Below are 15,566 nucleotides of genomic sequence, written 5' to 3' on the forward strand. Positions count from 1 at the left end.
CGGATGGTGGCGATTCTCTCCTCAGCTGCGCAGCGCCTGTACCGGCGGCAGTGCGGAGGCGCGCCGCGCCGGTGCCAGCACCGCGAGCTGCCCCAGGCCCCACAGCACCAGGGCGCCCACGGGCAGGTACCACAGCGGCAGGCGCGGCATCTCGTAGCTGTTCATGAGCACCAGGCTCAGCACGAAGGCGCCGCCCATGCCCAGCGCGATGCCGAGCGTCGAGAGCAGGAAGTTCTCGAGCTGGAAGTAGCGCAGGATCTGGCCGCGCGTGGCGCCCATGGCGCGGCGGGTGCCGATCATCCGCGTGCGCTGCTGGACCCAGAAGCTCGCCAGGCCCACGATGCCGAAGGCGGTGACCACCAGCAGCGCGACGATCACGCCGACCATCAGCCCCACCATCGAGTGATCCTGCGCGTAGAACGCCGCACGCATCTCGGACAGCGTCTTGGCGTCGTGCAGGATGCGGGTCGGGTCGTTGCGCTCGATGATCGCCGGCGCCGCCTTGAGCACCGCCTCGCGCTGGTCCGGATCGGTGCGCACGAGGAAAGTGCCGCCGCGGAAGCTGGGACGGACCGGGAACAGCATCGCGTAGCCCTCGTCGCGCTCGGACCGGCCGGGATAGGGATGCGTCAGCCGCTCGACCACGCCAACGATGGTGGACGGCCGCTCGACGTAGCCGTACAGCGGCTGCCCGACGGCCGACTGGCCGGGGTAGAGCTTCTCGGCCAGCTGGCGGTTGACGATGACCTGGCCGACGTTCGGATCGTCCTGCTTGTCGATGACCGAGCTGGCCTGGTACTCCTGCGGCTGGAAGTCGCGCCCGTCGATCAGGCGAAGCCCCATCGTGGCCAGCGCCTGCTCCCCGCCGGCGTAGAGCGAGGCGGCCACCCGCGGGCCGGTCTTGTCTGCGGTCTTGCGCACGTCCGTGTTGCTGCTGTTGTTGCCGTAGATCACCTGGCTGACCAAGGCCACGCTCTTGACGCCGGGCAGCTGGCGCAGCGCGGCCACGTCGCGCGCCGTGACCTCGTCCACGTCGGCCTGGCCGCCGGCGGAGCGCACGCCGAGCACGACGAGCTCGTTCTCGGGCAGTCCGCTGTCGTGGTTCAGCGTCTCGATGCGCTGGCTGATCATGTGCAGCGCGTTGCAGACGATGGCGCTGGTCAACGCGATCTCCACGATGATCAGGCCGGCGGCGGTCTTGTGGCGGCGAAGGGTCGAGAGAATGGGCAGCAGGTCCATGGTGCGGCTCCTCACTGGGTCTTGAGTTGCTGGGCGGGCGTCACGTTGGCGGCGCGCCAGGCGGGCAGCAGGCCGGCCAGCACGCTGGCGGCCAGGGCGAGGCCGAGCGTGAGAGCCAGCATCGGCCAATCCATCCGGGCCAGCGCGGCGTACTCGGCCGGGCTCTGCCGCACCAGCCACAGGCCTAGCGCAGCCAGCAGCAAGCCGAGCGCACCGCCGGCCAGGCCGAGCGTGCCGGCCTCCACGACGAACTGCGAAAAGATCGCGCCGCGGGTGGCTCCGAGAGCGCGCCGCACGCCGATCTCCGTCGAGCGGCGCAAGCACTTGGCCAGCAGCAGGCCCACGGTGTTGGTCAGGCACACCAGCAGGAAGCCGAACGCCAGCCAGACCTGCAGCCGCACGTCGCCCGGCAGCACCTGCTTGTGGACCAGCCATTCGGTGACGTTGCGCAGCCGCACGTTGGCCGGGCGCTCGAAGCGGCCGGCGCGGCGCTGCTCCTCGGAGTACTGGACGAGGTAATCGCGGAAGGCCGAGGCCTGGTCGGCCGACTCCAGCTCCACCCAATACTGCACCCAGCTGCAGGGCGCGCTGAGGTCTCGCGGGTTGGGAGTGTTGTCCCAGCAATCCATGTTGCCGGACGAGCCCCACTTCAGCGCCTGGGAGGTCGAGAAGGGCATGTAGACGTCCTCGGCCTTCTGGTAGCTGCCCATGGTGAGGTCGAAGTAGTGCGGCACCGGGCGCCAGTCGTTCAGCACGCCGGCCACGCGCAGCAGCTGGCTGCGGATGCGCAGCTCGCGCCCCACGCTGTTCTCGCCGCCGAACACCTTGTCGTTCAGCGACCTGGAGATCACCACCACGCGGGCCTGCGCTTCGTCGGCCGCGGCGTCCCAGCCACTGCCGTAGAGAAAGGGCGCCTCGAACATGGCGAAGAAGTCGGCCGAGGTGAAGCGCGCGGGGGCATAGAAGGGCTTGATGGTGGCCGACTCCGGCTGCACCGCCAGGTTGGCGCCGGTCATCATCACCTGGCGCTTGGCATGCCGGGCTCGCAGCAAGGCTTCGGCGTCGAAGCGGGTCAGCTGGAAGGTGGGCTCCTTCCCGGGCTGGTAGCCGATCATGTTGCCGGCATCGAGCTCGACGTCGAACAGGCGCGCGCTCTTGTGCGGGATCGGGTCGCCCGACAGCACGTGGTAGACGGTCAGCGTCGTCATGCAGGCGCCTATGCCGAGGGCCAGGGCGAGCACCATCAGCACGCTCAGGGCCCGGGCAGACCTGAAGCTGCGCAGCGCGAGGTCGAAGTAGTAGGCAAGCATCAGACGGGCTCCTTCGCTTTGAGCAGCCATTGATTGACGGTGGCGAGTTCGGCCTCGCCCAGGGCACCCGCGGCCTGCTGCAGCAGCAGCCGCGCCAGGACGTAGCCGTGCCGCGCCTGGTCGTGCGCGCTCTGGGCCAGGGCCTGGGTCTGGATGGCCAGCAGCAGGTCGGTCATGGTGCGGGTGCCCAGGCTTTGGCCCGAACGAGTGGAGGCCAGGGCCTGGTCGGCGGCCGTGACCGCCGCCCGCGTGGTCTCGATCAGCGCGGCGCCGGCCGTGACGGCCTGCACCTGTGCCTCGGTTTCGCGCATCAGCGCGCGGCGCGCGACTTCGAAGTCGTCGCGGGCGATGTCACGCTGCCAGGCCGCCTGCCGCACCGCGGATTGGGTGGCACCGCCGGCAAACAGCGGCACGGTCAGGGTGACGGCGAGCTGCGTGCCACCGCGCCGCTCGGCCTCGGTCGTGCCCGCACCGCCGAGGCGGCCCGACTCCACGCCGGCACGCAAGGTGGGCCAGTGAGCGGCGCGCGCGGCGACTATGCGTTGGTCGCCGGCATCGACGACGCGGGCCTGGGCCTGCAAGGCCGGATTGGCCTGCAGCGCACGCGTGACCCAGGCCTCGGGGGCGGCCGGATCCGGCGGCACGGCCGGCAGCTCGGCGGCCAGGGGCTTGAGCTCGCCCGGAGGCTGGCCGGTGAGTTCAGCCAGGGCCTGGCGCGCATCGGCCAGGGCCTGGCGCGCCTGCAGCGTCGAGCCGCGTGCGAGCGCGTGGTAGGCGCGAGCCTGGTCGACATCGACCTGGGCCGACAGGCCGGCCTCGAAGCGCTTGGAGGCCTGGGCGACCTGCGCCGCGAAGGCATCCTCGTTGGCCTGCGTGGTGGCCAGCGCGGCCTGGGCCGAGAGCACCCCGAAGTAGGCGGTGGCTACGCGGGCGCACAAGGCCTGCTCGGCTGCGCGAAGGCGCAGGGATTCGGCCGATTCGAGTGTGCGCTCGGCGTCCCAGCGCCGCAGCGCGCCGAGGTCGAACAAGGCCTGGGTCACGGTGCTGGCGAGCTCGCGGCTGCGCGAGCCGTCCTGCTGGTCGCGCCTCTCGGTGGCCGAGAGCTGCCACTGAGGCATCAGGGCCGCGCGGGCCTGCACGGCGGCTTCGCGTTGCACGCCGCGGCGGGCGTCGGCCGCGGCCAGCACAGGGTCTGCGGCGCGGGCCTGTGCGTAGACCTGCAGCAGGTCTTCGGCGTGGGCCGCGCACATGAGCGCAACAGACGAGATCGCCAGGATGGACGAACGAAGGCGCATGGCGATCAAGAGGCCGCCGCGGCCTGCGGGCGGAACAGCGTGGGGTTCAGGTGCAGCTCGGCGGCGATGTCGACCACCTGGCCGTCGATCACGTGCACGTTGCGCTGGGCCCGGGCCGCCAGCTGCGGGTCGTGCGTGACCATCACGATGGTGGCGCCCTCGCGGTGCAGCTCTTCCAGCAGGTCCATCACGCTGCGGGCCATCTGGCTGTCGAGGTTGCCGGTCGGCTCGTCGGCCAGCAGCAGCCGGGGGCTCCCGGCCAGCGCGCGCGCAATGGCCACGCGCTGCTGCTGGCCGCCAGACAGCTCGTTGGGGTAGTGCCGCGCCCGGGCTGAAAGGCCGACGCGCGCCAGCGCATCGGCGGCGCGCTGGCGGCGCTCGGCGCTGCTCAGCCCGCGGTAGCGCAGCGGCACCTCGATGTTGTCGATGACGCTCAGGTCGGGGATGAGGTTGAAGGCCTGGAAGATGAAGCCGATCTTCTGGTTGCGGATGCGCGAGCGCTCGTCGTCGCCCATGCGGCTGACATCCACGCCGTCGAGCTCGTAGCGGCCGCTGGTGAAGGCCTCCAGCAGGCCGGCGATGGTCAGGAAGGTGGTCTTGCCCGAGCCGGAAGGGCCGGTCACGGCGACGAACTCGCCGGGGCGCACCTCGAGGTCGAACTGGCGCAGCGCATAGGTCTCGACCATCTCGGTCCGATAGACCTTGGACAGGGATTGCATCTTCAGCATGGCGGGAATCCTTTTCCGGTGGCTAGGTTCAAGGGCTGACGGTGACGCGCTCGGCACCGTGGAAGTTCTCGGCGCCCGAGATGACGACGCGCTCGCCTGGAGCGAGGCCCTCGACGATCTCGACGCGCGCCAGGCTCTGGGCGCCGACCCGGATGGCGCGCTTCTCGGCCAGGCCGTCGCGCAGCACGTAGGCGAAGCGGCCACCGCCTTCGTCGACGAAGCTGCCGCGGGCCACCGAGAGCACGTTGTCGCGCTGGTCCAGCAGCACACGCACCGACAGGCGCTGGTTCTGCCGCAGCTGCGCGGGCAGGGCGCCGTCGAAGCGCAGGCGGGCCGCGACCTCGTTGTTCACCACCTCGGGCGAGACCGAGCTCACGCGGCCCTTCCACTGCTGGCCGTTGCCGCTGATCTCGCCGGGCATCCCGGGTTGCAGCTCGCGGGCGAAGCTCTCGGCCACCTGCATCTGCACTTCGAGCTGAGAGAGGTCGACGACGGTCAGCAGCTTCGCATCCTTGGCCACGCTCATGCGGTCGGACACGAACAGCTGGCCGACCTGGCCGTCCACCGGCGAGCGCACGGTCAGCTCGTCGCTCTGGCGCTCGATGTCCTTGACCAGCAGCTGCTGGCGTTCGAAAGCCTGGCGCTTGGCGGCCAGCTCGAAGCGCATCGCGTCATCCTTCAGGTTCAGCATCTCGCGCGCCTGCTTCAGCGCCACCTCTGCCCGGTCGACGGCGTCCCGGGCCTGGTCGACCTGCGAGCGCGCCGTGGCACCGGCCTCGAAGGCCTGGGTCTGCCGCGCCAGCTCGTTGCGGGCGGTCTTGTGGGCGATGGTGGCGGTCTCCAGCGTGCCCTGGCCCTGGGCCCGCTGCTGGCGGGAGTCGGCCTCGGCGCGCAGGGCTTCGCTGTGCAGGGCGTCGGCATTCGAGCGCTCCTGGGCGAGTCGGGCGGCCAGGTCCGGGCTGGCGATGCGGGCCAGCGGCTGCCCGCGCTGCACCTGGTCACCGGCCTGCACCAGCAGGGTCACCGTGCCGGCGCTGCCGGCGTACAGCGTGGGGCTGACGGCGGCGACGACCTTGCCTTCGCCGGCCACGTCACGTGTCAGCGGACCGCGCGAGACCTCGGCGACGGCCAGGCGCGACAGGCTCACCGAGTTCTGCGTCGACCAGCCGCGCGACAGCGCCGGCCAACCCCAGACCAGCAGCGCGATCGCGGCCAGGCAGGCGCCGGCAATCCACCAGGTGCGCCGCTGCAGCCAGCCGGGGGCGGGGCTCAGCACGCGGTCTTGGGACGAGGTGTCTCTGATCATGGTGTCCGAAGGATCGGGAGGCGGCGACAGCTGATGTGTCGCAAGCTCCGTACCGCCTCATGCGAAACAAAATCTCGTTTCGCATCAACGACTTGGCGATGACCGGCCCGCCATCGGGCTGTCCGCGGACACTCCGGCGGACAGCCTCGCCGGACACCTTCTGTTGCCACCATGGTCTTTGATGGCGCTTGAAATTTGGGATAAATTTCCCAGACATGGACGCCCCGAACCGTTCCCAGCGCATCTTGGAGAACGCCGTTGCCACGCTGCTTCGGCCGCTGTTCCGGGTGCTCCTTCGCCAGTCCATGTCCTTTCTCGCCTTCGAGGAGCTCGCCAAGCGCGTCTTCGTCGACGTGGCGATGAAGGACTTCGCGCTGCAGCACAAGCAGCCGTCGATCTCTCGCGCGGCGATTCTTTCGGGCCTGACCCGCAAGGAGGTCAGCCGGCTGCTGGCGGTGTCGGGCCCCGGCGAGACGGTGGGAGGCGAGCGCTACAACCGAGCGGCACGGGTGCTCACCGGATGGCTGCGCGACGCCGCGTTCATCGATGCGAACGGCATGCCGCGGCTGTTGCCCGAGGACGGCGAGAAGGGCTTCGCCGAGCTTGTGCGGCGGTACAGCGGCGATGTCCCGGCGCGCGCCGTGCTCGACGAACTGGTGCGCGTCGGCGCGGTGCTCAAGCGGCCTGACGGGCGGGTGGAACTGCTTTCCCGCGCCTACGTGCCTTCGGCCAGCATCGACGAAAAGCTCGCCATCCTGGGCAGCGACGTGGCCGATCTGATAGACACCATCGACCACAACATAGAGGCGCACGGCGAGGCGCCGCGCTTCCAGCGCAAGGTGATGTACCACCGCATCCCGGCCAGCGCGGTGCCGGGGTTTCGGCGCGTCTCGGCCATGCAGGCGCAGGCCCTGCTGGAGCGCATGGACCGCTGGCTGATGGACCATGACACCGGCCCCGAGCCCGGCGCGCCCGCACCGCGCGCGGCTCGCCTCGGCCTGGGCATCTACTACTTCGAGGAGCTGTTCGAGCCCTCGGGCGAAGCAGGAGAAGACACACCATGAACAAGATGACGCGTTGGGCGCTGGCGGCGATGACCGCCGGCGGGATGTTGCTGGCTGGCTGTGGTGGGGGCAGCGGCGGGGGCGGCGGAGGCATCGGCGGCACCGGCTACATGCGGGTGTCGCTGACCGACGCCCCCGCCTGCGGCTACGACGAAGTCAACATCACGATCGACCGGATCCGCGTGAACCAGAACGCGAACGCCTCGGACACCGACTCGGGCTGGACCGACATCGTGCTCAACCCGGCGCGCAAGATCGACCTGCTGACCCTGCAGAACGGCGTGATGGAGGCCCTGGGCGAGACGCCACTGCAGCCGGGCAAGTACACCCAGCTGCGCATGGTGCTGGTGGAGAACAGCAACGCCAACCCGCTGGCCAACTCGGTGGTGCCCACGGGCGAGGACGAGACCGAGCTGCACACCCCGAGCGGCAGCCAGAGCGGCATCAAGGTCAACATGGATGTCGACGTGGCCGAGGGCCAGGCGGTCGACCTGGTGCTGGACTTCGACGCCTGTCGCTCGGTGGTGAAGGCGGGCAACTCGGGCCGCTACAACCTGAAGCCGGTGATCGAGGCGATCCCGCTGGTGACCACGGCCGGCCAGGCGGTGGTCGGCTACGTGGATCCGGCGATCGCGCTGCCCACCACCACGGTGAGCGTGCAGCAAGGCGGCGTGGTGGCCAAGGCCACCGTGCCCGACGCGGCCGGCAAGTTCACGCTCTACCCGGTCCCGGCCGGGAACTACCAGCTGGTGATCAGCGCCGAAGGCCGGGCCACCGCCGTGATGACGGGTGTGCCGGTGGACACGGTCGCCGTGACCAACGTGAGCAGCGCGGGCGTGCCCATCGTGCCGCCCGTCGCACCCTCCGGCACGGGGGACGTCACCGGCACCGTCTCGCCCGCCACGGCCACAGTGCGTGCGCTGCAGACCTTCAGCGGCGGGCCGACGGTCGAGGTGGCCCATGCCCCGGTCGATGCCTTGTCGGGCGCGTTCGGCTTCGCGCTGCCGATCGACCCGCCGCAGCGCACCGCCTACGTCGCATCGCCGAGCTCGATCACCTTCACCGGCGACCCGACGGCGGCGGGCCTCTACGCCATCGAGGCGGCCTTGGCCGGGGCGGTGAAGACGCAGGACGTGGACGTGACGGCGTCGGTGCCGCCGCTGAGCTTCACCTTCCCTTGACGCGGGGCGCGACAGGCGCTGGCAGCTTCGCCAGCGCCTCGTCGCTCACACGTCGCGGACGTGTGCCGGACCGGTTCAGCGCAGCAAGTCCAGCGTGCGTTGCGGGAACTGCCCGATGCGCGGGAACACCGTGGCGAGATCGCTGTCGGGAACGCCCATCCAGGTGGCCAGCGTGGCGCCGAGCTGGTCCACCGAGATGGCCGGCAGCATGCGGCCCTGGCCGACCTCGTCGCTCGCGCCCAGCTCGCACCGCGGCACGGCGCCGACCCACTGGCGCGGCTTGACGGCGCCGCCCATCACCAGGTGGTGGCCGGCCCAGCCGTGGTCGGTGCCATCGCCATTGGCGGTCAGCGCGCGGCCGAAGTCAGAAGCGGTGAAGCTCAGCACCGCGTCGCCCAGGCCGGCGTCGTTCATCGCGGCCTGGAAGGCGGCCAGGGCATCGCCCAGCTCCTGCAGCAGGGGCGCGTGGCCGAGCGCCATGCCGCTGTGCAGGTCGAAGCCAGGCATGCTGACGAAGAAGGTCTGCCGCTTCATGCCGAGCCGGTCGCGCGCCGCGACCAGGCGCGCGACCATGTCGAGCTGCAGCCCCAGTGGCGTGGCCGGCAGGCCGAAGCTGCCGATGCCGGCCAGGGCGGAGTCGAGTTGGGTGGCGCCGGTTTCGGCGACCTGGGTGCGGCGGGCGAGCTCGCGGCGCATGAGCTGGGGGCTGCCGCGGGTCAGCGAATTCAGGATGGCGCCGGCCGAGCCCGGGGCGCCCGGCACCGGGGCCACGTGGATCGGCCCGGTCGAGGCGAGCATGAACTCGTTGACGGACGAGCCGGTGGAGAAGACGGCGCTGCCGTCGAGCGACATGGCGGTGAACAGCGAACCCTGCTGGCCGGCGTCGTTGGCCAGCAGGTCGCCGATGCGACCGCCCCAGCCGGACTGGGCGCCCTCGGCCAGCAGCGACTGCCATTCGCTGAACTGGTCGTTGTGCGACATCAGCTTGGGCGGCAGGTGGCGCTGGGCGAAGAAATCCTCGCGGGTGGTGGGCTGCAGCAGCGTGCCCACCCGCATCGCGAGGGCCAGCTGGCCGTTGGTGAACAAGGGGTGCAGCGCCTGCAAGGCCGGGTGGAAGGCGAAGGCCTGCCCATCGGGGAAGGCGAGCGCCGGATCCAGCAACCAAGGCGCCAGGGCGTCGCGGGTCAGGGCGAGGTTGCCGCGGGCCTGCGCGTAGCGAGCGTGCGTGGGCTCGTCGAAGCTGACGATGCTGTTGTGGCTGTCGTTGCCGCCGTAGAGGAAGACGCAGACCAGCGCGCGGTAATCCGGTGGCAGCGTGGCCGCCGAGGCGGCGCCTATCGAGGCCAGGCTCAGGCCCAGCGGTGCGGCGGCGCCGAGGGCGGCAAATTGGCTGGCGTGACGAAGGAAGGCGCGGCGGGAGAGAGTGCTCATGCGGTGGCTCCTCACCAGGCCTGGACGACGAAGGCGGCCGAAGAGGCCACCAGCTGCAGCGCCACCTGGATCCTCAGTTTCGGATTCAGGGGCGACACCCCGGACACGAGTTGCGTGAAGGCTTCCTCGTCCGCCATCGACAGTGAAGCCCCGGTGAGGATGAGGCTCACCCGCTGCACCAGGGCGCGCGGTGCCAGGCCGCGCAGATGGCCGAGCTCGATGAGCAGGTAGTCGTCAGCCACGCGGACGAACTCGTTGATCTTGTTGATCGACGCCGCGATGATCGGCCCGTTGAGCAGCTGGAATTCCGGCGCCACGTAGCCCTGCGCGCCCAGCTCGGACTGCGGCGCGGCATAGCCGGGGCGGAAGAAGTTGAACACCGTCGGCGATTTCAGGGGCGCCTGGCCGACGCCGGTGGAAGCGCCGCTCAGGTTGGCGATCGGGAAGACGATGGTGCCGGGGTCGCCGGCTTCCATCGCCCGGGCCACAGCGACCAGGCGCAGCATGGGCTCGCGCACCTTGCCGCGGATGTCGGGCAAGTCGCCGCCACCGACGTCGCCGGCACGGGCTTCCGGATCGAGCAGGACGGCGCGCAGCACTGCGCGCAGGTCACCTCGCACGCCCTGGCCGTTGTTGGCGAAGGCGGCCGACACGCGGCCCACGTAGCCCGCGCTCGGGTTGCTGGTGACCAGGCGCTGGATCAGCTGGCGGCCGATGAAGGGCCCGACGTTCTCATGCGCGAAGACGATGTCCAACGCCTTCTTCAGGCAGGTCTCTGCCTTGGTGCCGGCGGCGATCACCTTGCCGAGAAAGCGGATTTCCTCCGGCGAATGGTTGGCCGCCACCGGAACCATGGGCTTGGACCACTCGGCCATGTCTGGCTCGCCGTTCACCGGCTTGGGCACGCGCCAGCCGGTGAACACACGCGCCAGGTTGAACACGTCGTCCTGGGTGTAGGTTTCCTGCGGCTTGCCCTTCTTCAGCTTCAGGCTGCCGTCGGCGTTGAGCTTGTACAGGCCGATGGAGAACAGCTGCATCAGCTCGCGGGCGAAGTTCTCGTCGGGGACCCTCGTCTCCTTCCCGTCGGGCCCGTATTCGGCCTTCAGGTTGTCGCGGTACGAGAGGTACACGCCCATCGCGGAGCTGCGCGCGATGCCGTCCAGCAGCTCGCGGAAGTTGCCGAACGCGCGGTCGTTCAGCATGTCGACGTAGGCGGCGGCGGTGACCTGGTTCTGCCCTATGCCGATGATGCCGACGCGGGTGGTGATGACGAAGATCTCGAGCAGCGCGGCAACCACGCGCTGGCGCAGCGCATCCGGCCCGGTCATGAACGCGCGCCAGGCCTCGTTCATCATGAACTCGGAGTTCTCCGGGCCGAAGGTGTGGACGATGCCGACATAGCTCCAGCCGCCGAGAGCGTCGCGCTGTTCGAAGATGCGGTCGACGTGGCGCGGGCCTCGCGGCGCGGCGAACTGGCTCTCGATCCACGCGGCCAGGCCCTGTGTGCGCACGGCAGCCAGGCTGGAGACGGTGGGCCCGTGGCTGGCCTGGATCAGGAAGCGCGCCGCCCCCTGGGCGTCGACCTGCCCCTGGCCGTCGGGGGCGAATGCCGCGGCGAGTTCTTCGGGCGTGTAGGGCGTGTAGTCGGCAGGGGCGGCGAGGTCGCGACGGCGCTCAGCCTGACTTTTCGGTTCAGCGGCTTGTTCGTCGGCCTGGCCGCCGCCGCAGGCCGCCAGCATGGCCGCGGCTGACACCCCGGCGATGGATGGCGCCATGGCGCTCTCGCACCTGGCCTCGGCCTCGGCCGCAACGTCGTTCGACATGAAAGCTCCCGTCCCCTCTGACACGCCAGTGTGAGGCGGCGCCGGGCATGAAGGAATCCCACGCTCCCAGGCTCTGAACTTTTGTGCAGGCGCCAACCCTGACGGGCGTGAGATTCAGCTCGACTGCGTGGTGTCCGGCAGCGGCTGCGCCAGCCCGGCGACCAGCAGGCGAAGCAGTTCGGCGCCCATCTCGCTGGCGGCCGTGGCGTGTTCGTCGGCGTCCAGTCCGAACAGGTCTATGGCCTGGCGCTCGAGCACCAGCGTCACGTAGCCGTGCATCAGCGACCAGGCGAGCAGGATGCGCTGCCCCAGCTCGGAGGCCGGCAACCGGCGTTCGGCCATCACGGCGGCGATGGCCTCGCGCAGGCCGTCGCCCAGGCGCTTGCCCGCGCGGCGAAGCACGGCGTCCGTCGGATCGAGCCGGTCGCGGCGGAACATCAGCTGGAACAGGGCGCGATTGGCCAGGGCGAAGTCGATGTAGGCCTGGCCGCCGGCGCGCAGCCTGGCCGTGGCGTCGTCGGCGGGCGCCAGCGAGACGTAGCCGTCGATGGTGTCGGCCAGCCTCTCCAGCCCGGCGGCAGCGCAGGCGGTGAGCAGGCCGCGCGCATCGCCGAAGTGATGGGCCGGGGCGGCGTGCGAGACGCCGGCGCGGCGGGCGCATTCACGCAGGGTAAAGGCCTCCAGGCCCTGCTCGCGGATGAGCGCCTCGGCGGCGTCGACCAGCGCCTCGCGCAAGGCGCCGTGGTGGTAGCTATCCGTGGAGGAGGGAAGTCGCCGCGAGGACATGAGGGGATTCTAACTTGACACTGTCAAATTTGGGTCATAGCATTCGCCCATCGCAATCTTGACGGTGGAAAGATATGAACTCCCTGATGCTCGATGCGGTGCTGGCCTCGGTCCACCACCTGTTCGTCTTCTCGCTGGTGGCGGTGCTGTTCGCGGAGCTGGTGCTGGCCAGCGGCCCGCCCGATGCGGCCCGCCTGCGCCAGCTGGCCAGGCTCGACAGCGCCTATGGCCTGCTCTCGATGGGCATCATCGCCGCCGGCTTCCTGCGCGCCACCTACGGCGCCAAGGGGTGGAGCTTCTACGCCCACAACCCGGTCTTCTGGACCAAGATCGGCGCCTTCGTCGTGGTGGGCCTGCTCTCGGCCGTGCCCACGGTGCGCCTCCTGCGCTGGCGCAAGGCCGGCATCGTCCCCGACGCGGCGGCCATGCGCTCCACGCGGCAGTGGATGCTCGCCGAGGTCGCGCTCGTGGCGGCCATCCCGGTGATCGCCGTGCTGATGGCGCGCGGGGTTGGCTACTGAGCCAGCCTGCAACGAGGCCTATCGCTGCCGGCTCCCGCGCACCAGCGTGGACATCGAGGAGGCCACCGCCGACCAATCGTCGGGGGTCAGAATCTTGAAGGCGGCCGCGCGAAGCGAGGTGTCTTCCCTGGCCACGTGGGCCCGCAGCAGCTTGCGGTGCTGCGCCAGTCGCTCGGCACATGCTTCCGCCGCGTCGGCGCGTCCTTCGGCGAGGGCGTCCAGCAGGGCAAGGGCCTCGGCGAGCAGTCGATCGCATTCGGCTTGCTCATGCTCGTGGGCTTCGACGAGTTCGTTGGCGCCTGGCTCGGCAGACCTGGATTTCAGCGCGCCGATCAAGGCCGCGCCCTTGGGGCGGTGGGTCTCGTCGTCGAAGGCGCGCAGATCCTCGAGCAGGCGCTTGAGCGCCCGCAACTCCGCGCCGGGCTTGTGCCAGGCATCGGTCGCCGTCGCCCTTTGGATGGAGCCGAGGAATTCGCGGATCCGCGCGTGTTCCGCCATGAGGATGCGCCAGGCCGATTCGGATGCGAGCACGATGCCCCTTCGCCCAAGGTCGACTACGGATGCCCGATTGTGCGCGCCCACCCTGCCGAGTGCCGCGCGGTGCCACGCGGTGCCACGGGTGACACCGGGCAAGCGGGGAGCCTGTCACCACGGCGTCCCGATGGGGCTGGAGGCTTCGCTGCCCGGTCCGGAGCCGGTCTTCTTCTTCGCGCCGGACCGGCTGCGCAGCGCTCGAAGGATTGGGGTCGCGAGGGCATCGAGCCGCGGGTCAACGCGCAATGGGCCGGCTTCGTGCAAGGCGCTCGCGAGTGGCTCACCGTGCGGCACGCGACGGGCGCGGCCGCTGTGCAGGCCGCCTACGCCGAGGCACTGGCCGGGCGCATATCGCCGGACACCGGGCTGGTGTTCTCGCTGCGCGAGCCGCGCTGAGCGGCCGGACCAGCGCGCCGCTTCACCAGCCCGACGGGCCCGCGCCGCGGCGTGAGGCGGGCAGGATCGGCCGGCCCAGGGGCCAGTCGGTGCGGTCGCGAGCTTCTGCGGTCTCGCCGCCCGTCCGCATCGGCGGCCGATGCGGCTGGGCCAACGGCAGGCCGAGGGGTTCGCGCTGGCGGGTCGGGTGGAGCGAAAGGCGGATCACGGGCTTCCTCGGACAGACGGACCTGGGACGTGGCGATTGCAGCGCAGTGTTCGTCAGAAACGCATCAGGATTGAGTCGGCGACGTCAAGATGTCACGGCCTGATACTGCTTGCGTGCCCGATGCGGCTCGTCGCGCCCGACCGCCCATGAAAAACGCCTCCCGAGGGAGGCGTCATCCGTTCAGCGGCGAGCCCGGCTCACCACTCGCGCAGCTTCACGCGCAGCCGCGCGATCGACTGGCTGTGCAGCTGGCACACGCGCGACTCGGTCACGCCCAGCACGGCCGCGATCTCCTTCAGGTTCATGTCGTGCTCGTAGTACATGCTCATCACGTACTGCTCGCGCTCGGGCAGCTTCTTGATGGCCTCGACCAGCGCCTGGCGCATGCGGTGGTCCTGCAGTTGCGACAGCGGGTTGACGTCCTCGTTGGCGACGTGGCGGTCGAGGAACTCGTCGCCACCTTCGTCGCCCGACATGTCCTCCAGGTAGACGAGCTGGGTGCCGCGCACCTTGGTCAGGGTGTCCTGGTATTCGGTCAGGCTGACGCCCATCTCCCTGGCGATCTCGCTTTCCTGCGGGGCGCGGCCGAACTGCTGCTCGAGCTTGTGCACGGCGGCCTCGATCTCGCGCTGCTGGCGGCGGTTGCCGCGGCTCATCCAGTCGCTGCCGCGCAACTCGTCCAGCATGGCGCCGCGGATGCGCTGGGTGGCGAAGGTCTCGAACTGCACGCCCTGCTCGGTGTCGAAGCGGCCGAAGGCGTCGTGCAGCCCGATCATGCCGACCTGGATCAGGTCGTCGATCTCGACGTTGGCAGGCAACTTGGCGATCATCTGGTGGGCCAGGCGGCGCACGAGAGGGCTGTACTGCTTGAGCATCGCATTGGCGTCGAGGCGGCCGGTGGCGGTGTACATAGCGGTCTCCGGGGAATCAGTAGGCGTGTTGGTCGTGGGCCACGCCCAGGGGGGCGAGGCCGAAGCCGGTGTCGGGCGCTTCGGGGTCCAGCAACTGGTTGGCGGCCAGGCGCGCGAGCGCGGGCGTGGCGGGCGAGTCGGCGGGGTCGCGCTTGTCGAGCCAGACGGCCTCGCGCACCACGGCCCCGAGGAAGCTGTCGGCGCAGCTCGCCAGCCGCTCGGCGATGCGCTGCGCGGCCTTGGGCGCGCCGGCCATGCCGGTCAGCAGGTCGAAGGTCATCAGGTTCGATCGCTGCGCGAGCAGCTTCATCGAGGTGTAGGCATCGGTGAGGCTCGCCGGGTCGAGCGAGGTGACGAGCACCGGCCGCACCTCGCGCCGGCCGAGCAGGCGGACCAGGTCGCGCGGGTTGGCGTGCAGCAGGATCACGTCGGCCTGGGGCGCGGCGGTCTCGACCGCGCTCAGCCAGGCCTCGCACGAGCCGCGCGTGTTGACGTGGCGAAGCGGCAGGCCACGGGCGGCCAGGTAGCTCATGCGTTCACCCAGCGATTCGATGGCGGCGGTCAGGTCGATCTCGGCCATCGCGTTGGCGCGCGGCGCACTGTCCGCCGCATCGACGACCAGGGTGTGGGCGCCCAGCTCGTGCAGGGCACCGGCCAGGCGCTCCAGCAGGATGGGCGTGCAATCGACGTGGGCGTTGAAGGCGACAGGCACCAGGCGCTGGCGGCGGCCGGAGGCGAAGAGCCTGCGCAGGCCCTCGGCCTGGTCCATCGGGCCGTGGCCGGTGGAGGACCATTCGTCGACGCTGGGAATCTGGACAGGCATGGCGAAGAGC

Annotated in this window: 15 protein-coding genes; 4 read left to right on the plus strand and 11 right to left on the minus strand. The window is 70.5% G+C overall.

All coding sequences use genetic code 11. The features are described from left to right. Positions 1 to 21: 21 nt before the first annotated feature. From ACS5PM_RS04145 to ACS5PM_RS04165, 5 genes are read right to left on the minus strand one after another with little or no spacing between them, the layout of a single operon-like run. Entirely contained in the window at positions 22 to 1,239 is a 1,218-nt protein-coding gene (locus ACS5PM_RS04145; RefSeq protein ID WP_439385757.1) for an ABC transporter permease, read from the minus strand. Positions 1,240 to 1,250: 11 nt separating this feature from the next. Then, on the minus strand, positions 1,251 to 2,549 hold the full coding sequence (locus tag ACS5PM_RS04150) for an ABC transporter permease (protein WP_439385759.1): 1,299 nt from the start codon (positions 2,547 to 2,549) through the stop codon (positions 1,251 to 1,253). Continuing rightward, positions 2,549 to 3,844, minus strand: a complete 1,296-nt coding sequence (locus ACS5PM_RS04155; protein WP_439385761.1) for a TolC family outer membrane protein — start codon at positions 3,842 to 3,844, stop codon at positions 2,549 to 2,551. Before ACS5PM_RS04155 ends, ACS5PM_RS04150 begins: the two co-directional genes overlap by 1 nt. 5 nt (positions 3,845 to 3,849) lie before the next feature. Beyond that, on the minus strand, positions 3,850 to 4,572 hold the full coding sequence (locus tag ACS5PM_RS04160) for an ABC transporter ATP-binding protein (RefSeq protein WP_439385763.1): 723 nt from the start codon (positions 4,570 to 4,572) through the stop codon (positions 3,850 to 3,852). 28 nt (positions 4,573 to 4,600) lie between these two features. Then, on the minus strand, positions 4,601 to 5,878 hold the full coding sequence (locus ACS5PM_RS04165) for an efflux RND transporter periplasmic adaptor subunit (RefSeq protein ID WP_439385766.1): 1,278 nt from the start codon (positions 5,876 to 5,878) through the stop codon (positions 4,601 to 4,603). A 215-nt stretch (positions 5,879 to 6,093) separates the two neighbouring features. Between ACS5PM_RS04165 and ACS5PM_RS04170 the strand changes: the two genes are divergently transcribed. Together ACS5PM_RS04170 and ACS5PM_RS04175 are read left to right on the plus strand one after the other, a co-directional pair. Next, positions 6,094 to 6,942, plus strand: coding sequence for a DUF6502 family protein (locus tag ACS5PM_RS04170; protein WP_439385768.1), 849 nt, complete (start codon positions 6,094 to 6,096; stop codon positions 6,940 to 6,942). Beyond that, positions 6,939 to 8,123 carry a DUF4382 domain-containing protein gene (locus ACS5PM_RS04175; protein ID WP_439385770.1) on the plus strand — a complete coding sequence of 395 codons (1,185 nt, stop codon included), beginning with the start codon at positions 6,939 to 6,941 and terminating at the stop codon, positions 8,121 to 8,123. Before ACS5PM_RS04170 ends, ACS5PM_RS04175 begins: the two co-directional genes overlap by 4 nt. 75 nt (positions 8,124 to 8,198) lie before the next feature. Here ACS5PM_RS04175 and ACS5PM_RS04180 read toward each other — a convergent pair whose 3' ends face one another. The 3 genes from ACS5PM_RS04180 to ACS5PM_RS04190 form a co-directional block, all read right to left on the minus strand. Then, positions 8,199 to 9,554 carry a DUF1501 domain-containing protein gene (locus tag ACS5PM_RS04180; RefSeq protein WP_439385772.1) on the minus strand — a complete coding sequence of 452 codons (1,356 nt, stop codon included), beginning with the start codon at positions 9,552 to 9,554 and terminating at the stop codon, positions 8,199 to 8,201. An 11-nt stretch (positions 9,555 to 9,565) separates the two neighbouring features. Beyond that, a complete protein-coding gene (locus ACS5PM_RS04185; RefSeq protein WP_439385774.1) occupies positions 9,566 to 11,377 on the minus strand; it encodes a DUF1800 domain-containing protein in 1,812 nt (603 codons plus the stop codon). Between the two features lie 114 nt (positions 11,378 to 11,491). After that, positions 11,492 to 12,163 carry a TetR/AcrR family transcriptional regulator gene (locus tag ACS5PM_RS04190; protein ID WP_439385776.1) on the minus strand — a complete coding sequence of 224 codons (672 nt, stop codon included), beginning with the start codon at positions 12,161 to 12,163 and terminating at the stop codon, positions 11,492 to 11,494. Between the two features lie 74 nt (positions 12,164 to 12,237). On the opposite strand from ACS5PM_RS04190, the gene ACS5PM_RS04195 reads away from it, so the two are divergent. Further along, positions 12,238 to 12,684, plus strand: coding sequence for a DUF2214 family protein (locus ACS5PM_RS04195; protein WP_439385778.1), 447 nt, complete (start codon positions 12,238 to 12,240; stop codon positions 12,682 to 12,684). Positions 12,685 to 12,702: 18 nt separating this feature from the next. Here the strand turns inward: ACS5PM_RS04195 and ACS5PM_RS04200 are convergent, their stop codons facing one another. Continuing rightward, positions 12,703 to 13,317 carry a hemerythrin domain-containing protein gene (locus tag ACS5PM_RS04200; protein ID WP_439385780.1) on the minus strand — a complete coding sequence of 205 codons (615 nt, stop codon included), beginning with the start codon at positions 13,315 to 13,317 and terminating at the stop codon, positions 12,703 to 12,705. 159 nt (positions 13,318 to 13,476) lie between these two features. On the opposite strand from ACS5PM_RS04200, the gene ACS5PM_RS04205 reads away from it, so the two are divergent. Next, the gene (locus ACS5PM_RS04205; protein WP_439385783.1) at positions 13,477 to 13,614 is read left to right on the plus strand and encodes a hypothetical protein; all 138 of its coding nucleotides are present in this window, start codon (positions 13,477 to 13,479) and stop codon (positions 13,612 to 13,614) included. A gap of 405 nt (positions 13,615 to 14,019) precedes the next feature. Here the strand turns inward: ACS5PM_RS04205 and ACS5PM_RS04210 are convergent, their stop codons facing one another. Together ACS5PM_RS04210 and ACS5PM_RS04215 are read right to left on the minus strand one after the other, a co-directional pair. After that, a complete protein-coding gene (locus ACS5PM_RS04210; RefSeq protein WP_439385785.1) occupies positions 14,020 to 14,733 on the minus strand; it encodes an RNA polymerase sigma factor FliA in 714 nt (237 codons plus the stop codon). Between the two features lie 16 nt (positions 14,734 to 14,749). Continuing rightward, positions 14,750 to 15,556, minus strand: coding sequence for a MinD/ParA family ATP-binding protein (locus tag ACS5PM_RS04215; RefSeq protein ID WP_439385787.1), 807 nt, complete (start codon positions 15,554 to 15,556; stop codon positions 14,750 to 14,752). Positions 15,557 to 15,566 lie beyond the last annotated feature (10 nt).

The organism is Ideonella flava, assembly GCF_051857595.1.
Classification (GTDB): Bacteria; Pseudomonadota; Gammaproteobacteria; order Burkholderiales; family Burkholderiaceae_C; genus Ideonella.